Here is an 8,772-nt window from a genome sequence, read left to right as displayed (position 1 = left end):
CGGGACCGCGAGGTCCCGGGCCCGGCCCGTTCACGTGCCGCGGGGCGCCTCAAGCGGCGGCGCGGCCGGAGTCCTCGTAGGCGGCGCAGACCTCTGGCGCCGGGCCGTCCATGCGCAGGACGCCGGAGTCCAGCCAGATCGCGCGGTCGCAGGTCTCGCGGACCGTGTGGAGGGAGTGGCTGACCAGGAAGACGGTGCCGGCGCGCTCGCGGAGTTCCGCGATGCGGGCCTGGCTGCGCCGTTGGAAGGCCGCGTCGCCCGTGGCCAGCGCTTCGTCGATCATCAGGACGTCGTGGTCCTTGGCGGCCGCGATGGAGAAGCGCAGCCGGGCGCCCATGCCGGAGGAGTACGTGCGCATCGGCAGCGAGATGAAGTCGCCCTTGTCGTTGATGCCGGAGAAGTCGACGATGCCGTCGTAGCGCTCGTGGATCTGCTGCCGGGTCATGCCCATCGCCAGGCCGCCGAGGATGACGTTGCGTTCGCCGGTCAGGTCGTTCATCAGGGCCGCGTTCACGCCCAGCAGGGATGGCTGGCCGTGCGAGAAGATCCGGCCGCGGGCCACCGGCTGGAGGCCGGCGATGGCCCTGAGGAGCGTGGACTTGCCCGAGCCGTTGGAGCCGATGAGGCCGATGGCCTCGCCTTCGTAGGCGGTGAAGGAGACGCCCTTGACCGCGTGCACCTCGCTCATCCCCGGGGCGGTCCGGCGGCAGAAGATCCGACTGAGGGCCGCCGTGGCGCCGCCCCTGCGGGCGCCGGCGCCGTGCACCTTGTAGATGACGTGGACGCCGTCCGCGATCACGGTGGGCACCCGGGTGTCGGTGTGCGTCGGGGTGTCAGCCACGTCCGTACGCCTCCTCCGCCTTCCAGAAATAGATGAATCCGCCGACGCCCGCGAGCAGCGCCCAGCCGACGGCCAGCGGCCAGACGTGGTGCGGGAGCGCGTGCGCGGGGAAGCTGTCGATCAGCGCGAAGCGCATCAGGTCGATGTAGACGGCCGGCGGGTTGGCCTTGAGCGCCACCAGCAGCCAGTGCGGCAGGTCGTTCTTGCCGAGCATCTGGTCGATGGACCACATGACGCCCGAGGAGTACATCCACGTCCGCAGGACGAACGGCATCAGCTGGCTGACGTCGGGGCTCTTGCTGCCGATGCGGGCCATGACCATGGCGCAGCCGGCGGCGAAGACGGCCGTCAGCAGGAGAGCCGGCAGGGCCAGCAGCCAGGCCGGGCCGGGCGTCTGCCCGAAGGCCAGCAGCAGGATCACCAGGGCGGCCATGGAGACCAGCAGCTGCTGGAAGAGCTGCACGACGGTGGAGAGGGGCAGGCTCGCGCGGGGGAAGTGCAGGGCGCGGACCAGGCCGAGGTTGCTGTGGACGGAGCGGGTGCCGGCGTTCACGGAGCTGCTGACGAAGTCCCAGACGAAGACACCGGTGATCAGGAAGGGGACGTAGTCCGGCACACCGTGGCTGGCCTTCAGGACGAGTCCGAAGATGAAGTAGTAGACCGCCGCGTTGAGCAGCGGTGTCACCAGGTGCCAGACCTGGCCGAGCCGGGCCGTGCTGTACGTGGCCTGCATGCGGGCGGTGGCGTAGGCGCCGACGAAGTGGCGGCGCTGCCAGAGCTGGGCGATGTAGCGGGGGAGCGTGGGGCGGGCGCCGCTGAGCGTGAGGCCGTGGGCGGCGGCCAGCCGTGCGAGCTCCGCGGAGGTGGCGGTCGCGGTCTGGGGTGCGGTCGCGGTGGTCACAGGTTCGCTTTCGACGTAGGTCGGGACGGGTCCGTATCGTCGCTACGGCGAGGTTATGGCGCTGAGCGATGGAACGCAACCGTATCGTCGTAACGGTGCGCGGCTATGCTCTGTGCATGACCACGGACCCAGCCCCCGCAGCCCCAGCCCCCGCCACCTCCGCCGCCTCCGCCCGCCGCGCCCCCGCCGGCGCCGCCGTCCTGCGCGAGGACGTGACGGAGGCGATCCGCACCGCGGTGCTGGAGGAGCTGGCCGCGGTCGGGTTCTCCCGGATGTCCATCGAGGGCATCGCGCGGCGCGCAGGGGTCGGCAAGACGGCGGTCTACCGGCGATGGAAGTCCAAGCTGCACCTGGTGCTGGACCTGGTCGGGGCCTTCGCGGTGGACGGCCTGCCCGTGCCGGCGACGGGCTCCCTCTACGGAGACGTACGAGCCCTGCTGGAGGTCATGTCACACGTGCTGCGCCACCCGGTGGCCTCCGCGGTGATCCCCGACCTCCTGGTCGAGGCGTCCCGCAACCCGGAGATCGCCGACGCCGTCCGCGGCGCCCTCCTCGACGGCCAGCACCGCATGGCGCAGGGCATCGTCTCGGACGCCGTGGCCCGCGGCGAACTCCCCACGGAGATCAGCCCCGACCACGCCCTCGACCTGCTGATCGGCCCGCTCTACTGGCGCCAGGTCGTCGTCCGCGACGCGGTGACCCCCGCCCACCTGGACACCCTGGCCCACCAGGTGGTCGCAGGCCTGAAGTCGGCCCCGGGCCCGGCCTGAGGATCCCGCGCAGGGCGGGTGCGCCCTACGGCCAGACGTGTGCCAGCGTCGGCTCCGGCACGGGTTGCGGGGCGGGGGTCGGGGCCGGCGGGGCCGGGTGGCGGTCCGGGAGCGGGACGACCGCCGGGGACGGCGCCGTCTGGCCCAGGAACACCCGGCGGACCACGCGCTCCGCCGCGTGCCCGTCGTCGTAGGGGCAGAAGCGCGCGCGGAAGGCGGAGCGCAGCTGGGCGGAGCGCGAGCCCTGCCAGTGGCCCGTGGTGAAGATGTCCACCAGCTCGTCCTGGGTGCGGGCGATCGCGCCCGGCGGACACGACCGCAGGTCGAAGTAGGTGCCGCGGGCCGCCTCGTACGCCTCCCAGTCGTCGGCGTGGATCACGATCGGCCGGTCCAGCGCCGCGTAGTCGAACATCAGGGACGAGTAGTCCGTGACGAGCGCGTCGGAGGCGAGGCACAGCTCCTCCACCGACGGGTGCGCGCTGACGTCCACCAGGCGCGGGTGCGGCTCCCACGAGCGGTCGGCGTCCGCGTAGGTCAGGTGGGTGCGGACCAGCACCGTGAAGCGCGGGCCGAGGTCGCGCAGCAGCCGCTCGAAGTCCAGGTGGTCCGGACGGCTGCGGCGGTAGTCGCGGTGGGTGGGGGCGTACAGGATCGCCGTCGAGCCGGCCGGGATCCCCAGCCGTTCGCGCAGCTCCAGCACGTCCTTCCGGCTCGCCCGGTGGAAGACGTCGTTGCGGGGGTAGCCGTATTCGAGGGTCGTGTACGAGGCCGGGACGGCCTTCTCCCACACCAGCGTGGAGTGCCGGTTCGCGGAGAGCAGGTAGTCCCACTGGTCGGCGCCGCGCAGCAGGCCCGCGAAGTCCGCGGTCGGGGCGGCCGCCGGCCGGTCCTGGAGGTCGAGGCCGACGCGCTTGAGCGGGGTGCCGTGCTGGGTCTGGAGCAGGATCTGACCGGGCCGCTTGACCAGCGCCCGGTCGAAGTTGACGTTGGTGACCAGGTACCCGGCCCGGGCCAGGGCGCTGAAGTACGCGGCCGAACCGGGACGCAGCGCCACCGTCTCCCGCGGGAGCGTCGCTGAGTGCGCCGGGTCGCAGATCCACGCCGTCCGCATCCGGGGTGCCAGTTCGCGCAGCTTGGCCTCGATCGCCGCCGGGTTGCAGGCGTACCCGCCGTGCCAGTACGCGGAGAAGACCGCGAGCTCCGGGCGCAGCGGCAGGAGCCGCTGGATCCGGTAGTGCAGCCGCAGCGAGGACTCCCGCAGGCCCCGCCCCAGTGCTGCGCCGGCCCGGCCCAGCGCGAGACCCGCCGAGCGCAGCACCGACAGCGTCCGGTAGCACCGCCGCAGGCCCAGCCGCATCAGCGTGTGCCGGATCCGGTCGGTCCGCGACAGGGACAGCGGCAGCGAACTCCGGGCGCCCGGGGCGCGGTAGCGGCGCAGCAGGGCGGACGCCCGGGCGAAGAACTCGGCCCGGCTGGCGCGCGGGAGTCGGCGGGGGTCGGCGTGGACGGCGCAGAAGTGCTCGGCCATCCGGCGGTGCAGGGTGGAGCGCCAGCGCTCCAGCTCGGGCCGTCCGGCGAGGTAGCCGAAGACCCGGTCGTACTGGTCGAAGATCTCCAGGTGGCGGGGGGTGGAGGTGGTCAGGATCGATCCGGTGCGCCGCTGGCGGTAGTGGACGCAGACCCGGTCCAGGACGGCGACGGACTCCGCGGCCAGCAGCGCCGCATAGGTCCAGGGAGTGTCCTCGTAGAGCCCCGGCGGGAATGCGAGGCCCTCGCGTTCGATGTACTCGCGGCGGTACGCCTTGTTCCACACCACCATCAGCATGGCGAGCAGCGCGGGCCGGTCGCTGAGCCGGAAGCTGCCCGGACCCTCCTCGGACAGCCGGTGCGAGAGCCGGTTGCGCACCAGTTCCCCGGACCAGTAGGCGCGCGCGTAGTCGTAGACCAGGACGTCGGGGGAGCCGGTGGCCTTCAGCCGGTCGGTGAGGGCCTGCAGGGCGCCCGGGGCGAGGGTGTCGTCGCCGTCGAGGAAGACCAGGTAGTCGCCGGTGGCCCGGGCCAGGCCCGCGTTCCGGGCCGGGCCCAGCCCCAGGTTGTGCGCCAGGTGCACCGCGGTCACCCGCGGGTCGCGGGCCGCGTACTCGTCGATGATCGACCCGCAGGCGTCGGGGGAGGCGTCGTCGACGGCGATCAGTTCCAGGTCCGGGTACGACTGCGTCAGGACCGAGTCCAGGCTCTCCCGGAGATAGGCCTGGACCTTGTACGCGGGCACGATGACGCTGAACCGGGGCACGGGACATCCAGGGGTCGGCGCGGGCATATTGCCCAGGAACCCCCGGCGTGGCGACCGGGTTACGCAGAGTGCGGCATTCGGGTTACGGAGCGTCAACGCGGCACGTGGGAGGTGTGCGTGTGGTGTGTGTGCGCGGCTATTTGACCGCGCCGGCCATCACCCCCGTGACGAACTGCCGCTGGAAGGCGAAGAAGACGGCGAGCGGGACCACCATCGACAGGAACGCGCCGGGCGCCAGCACGTCGATGTTGTTCCCGAACTGCCGTACCTGCTGCTGGAGCGCGACCGTGATCGGCGGGTTGGCCGAGTCGGCGAAGACCAGCGCCACCAGCATGTCGTTCCACACCCACAGGAACTGGAAGATGCCGAGCGAGGCGATCGCCGGACCGCCCAGCGGCAGCACCACCCGTGTGAACAGCCGCAGTTCGCCCGCCCCGTCGAGGCGGGCCGCCTCCAGCAGCTCGCGCGGGATCTCCGCGAAGAAGTTGCGCAGCAGGAACACCGCGAAGGGCAGACCGAAGGCGGTGTGGAAGAGCACCACGCCCGCCGTGGTCTCGAACAGCCCGATGGTGCCGAAGAGTTCCGACACCGGGATCAGGGCCACCTGCACGGGCACGACGAGCAGTCCGACGACGACCAGGAAGAGCCAGTCCCGGCCGGGGAACTCCAGCCAGGCGAAGGCGTATCCGGCGAGCGAGCCGAGGGCCAGCACGAGCAGGGTGGCCGGCACTGCGATCGCGAACGTGTTCAGCAGCGAGGAGGTGATCGTTTCGTTGGCCAGCAGCCGCTCGTAGTTGTCGGCGGTCAGCCGCGACGGCGCGCCGAACACCTGCCACCAGCCGCCGGCGTTCAGATCGGTCGGGGAGACGAGGGAGGACAGGAGCAGCCCCAGGGTGGGCAGCAGCCAGAACAGCGCCGCCACGACCAGGAAGACGCGCACGGCCCCGCCGGCCAGGCCGCCCGCGGCCCGCCCGGCCCACGTCGCCGCACGTCCGGCCCGCCGGGCCGGGCCGCCCGCGGTGCCCGGGCCGCCACGTCGGGCCGCTCCGCCGCCGGACGGGGCGCCGTCCTCACCGACGGGCGGGCGGAGTTCTCGGCTCGGGTCCGGGGCGGCCTCGGAACGGCTCATCGGGCCCCCTCCTTCCGCAGACGGCGGATGTTCAGGAGCATCACCGGGATCACCAGCAACAGCAGCAGCACGGCGATGGCGCTGCCCAGACCCGGATCGGCGTCGGTGCCGAAGGAGGTGCGGTACAGCTGGAGCGCGAGCACGTTCGCGTCGTCCTGCACCGCGCCCGGCGCGATCACGAAGACCAGGTCGAAGATCTTCATGACGTTGATGACGAGCGTGACGAGCACGACCGCCAGCAGGGGCGCCAGCAGCGGGACGGTGATCCGCCGGAACACCTGCCACTCGTTCGCCCCGTCCACCCGCGCCGCCTCCAGCAGCTCCCGCGGTACGGCGGCCAGCCCGGCCCCGATCAGCACCATCGCGAAACCGGCCCACATCCACACGTACGCCCCGATGACCGCCGGGGTGACGAGCGCCGGGCCGAGCCACTCCACCCCGCCGTACGCCTCCCGGAAGTTGGCCGCGGGCAGCCGCAGCAGCGCCCCGTCCGCCTTCGCCGACAGCGTGAAGGTGCCGTCGGCGCGGCTCGTCGCGGTGTCGACCACCCGGCCGTCCTTCACCGCCTCGATCCGCATCCCCGAGAAGCCCTGCTCGCCTCCGTCGACCACATTCGTCGCGCCGCCCCCGCCCCGAGTGAAGTCCTGCCAGACGGTGCCGGTGACCTCCCCCGCGGCCGCGGCCGGGGTGCCCGCCGCCCGGGTCCCCTCGGGCAGCGCCTCCGGGGCCACGCCGACCAGCGGGAGCAGCACCGGACTGCCCGCGCGCACCGGCTCGCGGGTCACGAAGGCGCCCCCGCCCGCGTCCGCCAGCGGGGAGTCGCGGCCCGGACGGGCCTTGGGGAAGGCCGAGGACTGCGCGAAGGTGTCGTGGACGCCCACCCACACCGCGTTGGCGACGCCGCGGTCCGGGTCGTGGTCGTAGACGAGCCGGAAGATGATGCCCGCCGCCAGCATCGAGATCGCCATCGGCATGAACACCAGCAGCTTGAACGCCGTGCCCCAGCGCACCCGTTCGGTGAGCACCGCGAAGATCAACCCCAGGGCGGTGGCCGTGGCGGGGGCGAGCACCACCCACACCGCCGTGTTCTTCAAAGCGGTGCGGATGCCGTCGTCGGCGAAGATCTCCCGGTAGTTGTCGCCGCCGACGAACACATCGCCGGAGCGGTCGAAGAAGCTGCGGTAGAGCGAGTAGCCGATCGGCTGCACGACGAGCGCGCCGAGCAGCACGAGGGCCGGCAGCAGGAACGCCGCCGCCACCAGGCGGCGGCGCCGTGCCTCGGCGGACAGGCCGTGCGCGGCGGGGGCCGTCACGGGGATCAGTTCCCGTAGGCCTTGGCCGCGTCCGCCTCCAGCTTCGCCTGGGTCCCCGCCACGTCGGACGGGTTCGCCAGGAAGTCCTGGAGCGCCTTCCACTCGCCCGCGCCCGGCGTCCCGCCGAACGCCGCCGGCGCCTGGTCCGACATGTCGAAGCGGAAGTCGTCGCCCGCCTCGATCAGCGCCTTGGCGATGTTCCGCTGGATGTCGTTCGGGTACGCCGCCGGGTCGACCGCCTTGTTCGGGGAGAGGAAACCGCCCTCGCGGGCCTGGATCTGCGCCGCGTCCGCCGACGCCAGGAACGTCAGCAGCGCCTGCGCGCCCTTCGAGGGCTTCAGCGCGACGGCCACGTCACCGCCGGAGACCACCGGGGCCTTCGCACCGACCGCCGGGAAGGGGAACACCAGGGCGTCCTCGCCGACCTTCGCCTCGGTCTGCCCGATGTTCACCGCGACGAAGTCGCCCTCGAAGACCATCGCGGCCGCCGGCCGGTCGCCGCCCGTGAAGGTCTGCGTCACCGACTTGGGGAACTCGGTGGCCAGCGCCCCGCTCGTGCCGCCCGCCAGGAAGTCCTTGCGTCCGAACAGCTCACCGAGGGTGGTCAGGGCCTGCTTGACGCTGTCGTCGGTCCACTTGATCTCGTGCTTGGCCAACCGGTCGTACTTCTCCGGTCCCGCCTGCGAGAGGTAGATGTTCTCGAACCAGTCCGTGAGGGTCCAGCCGTCCGCGCCCGCGACCGAGACCGCGGGGGTGCCCGACGCCGACAGGGTGTCCGCCGCGGTGATCAGTTCCTTCCAGGTCGTCGGCGGCTTCACGCCCGCCGCCTCGAAGGCCTTCGCGTTGTACCAGATCAGCGACTTGTTGGCGGCCTTGTAGTAGACGCCGTACTGGGTGCCGCCGACCGCGCCCAGCGACTTCCAGCCCGGCGAGTAGTTCTTGTCCAGCTGCGCCTGCGCCTGCGGTCCCACCGGCTGCGCCCACTTGTTCTCCACCGCCGAGACCAGCGCCCCGACCTGCGGCAGCAGCGCGACGTCCGGCGGAGCCCCGCCGGCGATCTTCGTGCCGAGGAAGGTGACGATCGGGTCCTGGGCCGGGACGAAGGTGACGGTGGCACCCGTCCGCTTCTCGAACTCCTTGAGGACCTTCGTGAAGTTCTCCTGCTCGGGGCCCGTCCAGACGGCCGCGACCTGGAGCTTCTCGCCGTCCAGCCGCGGTAACGCCACCCCGGGCGAGGCCGTTGCGCCCTGCGGTGCCCCCGGTTCCTTCTCCCCGCCGCCCCCGCACGCGGTGAGCGCGAGCGCGCCCGCCGCGGCCAGCGCCGCCCACCTGAGATGCGTACGGCCCGTTCCGTGCTCGCGCATGGCTCTGCCCCCGATACCCGTGGTGTGTCCCGGACCACAAGGTCTACGCCGACCCGCGCGGCCCCGCAATACCGCGTCACCGGGACGGGCGCGGGGCCCAGGGGTGTCCTCGCCGATCACGCGGGACTCGCGACGCCCGCAGCGAGCGCTTCCCACCTGAT

Annotated in this window: 7 protein-coding genes; 1 reads left to right on the top strand and 6 read right to left on the bottom strand. The window is 72.5% G+C overall.

Annotation, left to right across the window (positions count from 1 at the left end):
* Positions 1–49: 49 nt before the first annotated feature.
* Positions 50–841 carry an ABC transporter ATP-binding protein gene (locus AVW11_RS15215; protein WP_076044248.1) on the bottom strand — a complete coding sequence of 264 codons (792 nt, stop codon included), beginning with the start codon at positions 839–841 and terminating at the stop codon, positions 50–52.
* A complete protein-coding gene (locus tag AVW11_RS15210) occupies positions 834–1,742 on the bottom strand; it encodes an ABC transporter permease (protein ID WP_076044247.1) in 909 nt (302 codons plus the stop codon). The genes AVW11_RS15215 and AVW11_RS15210 overlap by 8 nt, the downstream gene beginning before the upstream one ends.
* Before the next feature lie 116 nt (positions 1,743–1,858).
* On the opposite strand from AVW11_RS15210, the gene AVW11_RS15205 reads away from it, so the two are divergent.
* Entirely contained in the window at positions 1,859–2,512 is a 654-nt protein-coding gene (locus AVW11_RS15205) for a TetR/AcrR family transcriptional regulator (RefSeq protein WP_076044246.1), read from the top strand.
* Between the two features lie 25 nt (positions 2,513–2,537).
* Here the strand turns inward: AVW11_RS15205 and AVW11_RS15200 are convergent, their stop codons facing one another.
* The 4 genes from AVW11_RS15200 to AVW11_RS15185 form a co-directional block, all read right to left on the bottom strand.
* Positions 2,538–4,805, bottom strand: a complete 2,268-nt coding sequence (locus AVW11_RS15200; protein ID WP_079250632.1) for a bifunctional glycosyltransferase/CDP-glycerol:glycerophosphate glycerophosphotransferase — start codon at positions 4,803–4,805, stop codon at positions 2,538–2,540.
* Positions 4,806–4,941: 136 nt separating this feature from the next.
* The gene (locus tag AVW11_RS15195; protein ID WP_076044244.1) at positions 4,942–5,934 is read right to left on the bottom strand and encodes a carbohydrate ABC transporter permease; all 993 of its coding nucleotides are present in this window, start codon (positions 5,932–5,934) and stop codon (positions 4,942–4,944) included.
* Positions 5,931–7,247 carry a carbohydrate ABC transporter permease gene (locus AVW11_RS15190; protein WP_234331029.1) on the bottom strand — a complete coding sequence of 439 codons (1,317 nt, stop codon included), beginning with the start codon at positions 7,245–7,247 and terminating at the stop codon, positions 5,931–5,933. The genes AVW11_RS15195 and AVW11_RS15190 overlap by 4 nt, the downstream gene beginning before the upstream one ends.
* A 5-nt stretch (positions 7,248–7,252) precedes the next feature.
* Entirely contained in the window at positions 7,253–8,611 is a 1,359-nt protein-coding gene (locus AVW11_RS15185; protein WP_060180433.1) for an ABC transporter substrate-binding protein, read from the bottom strand.
* Positions 8,612–8,772: the final 161 nt, after the last annotated feature.

The sequence above is a fragment of the Streptomyces amritsarensis genome, from assembly GCF_001953875.1.
Taxonomy (GTDB): domain Bacteria; phylum Actinomycetota; class Actinomycetes; order Streptomycetales; family Streptomycetaceae; genus Streptomyces; species Streptomyces amritsarensis.
The sequence above is the reverse complement of the archived record's forward strand: the minus strand, read 5'-3'. Positions and strand labels throughout refer to the sequence as shown.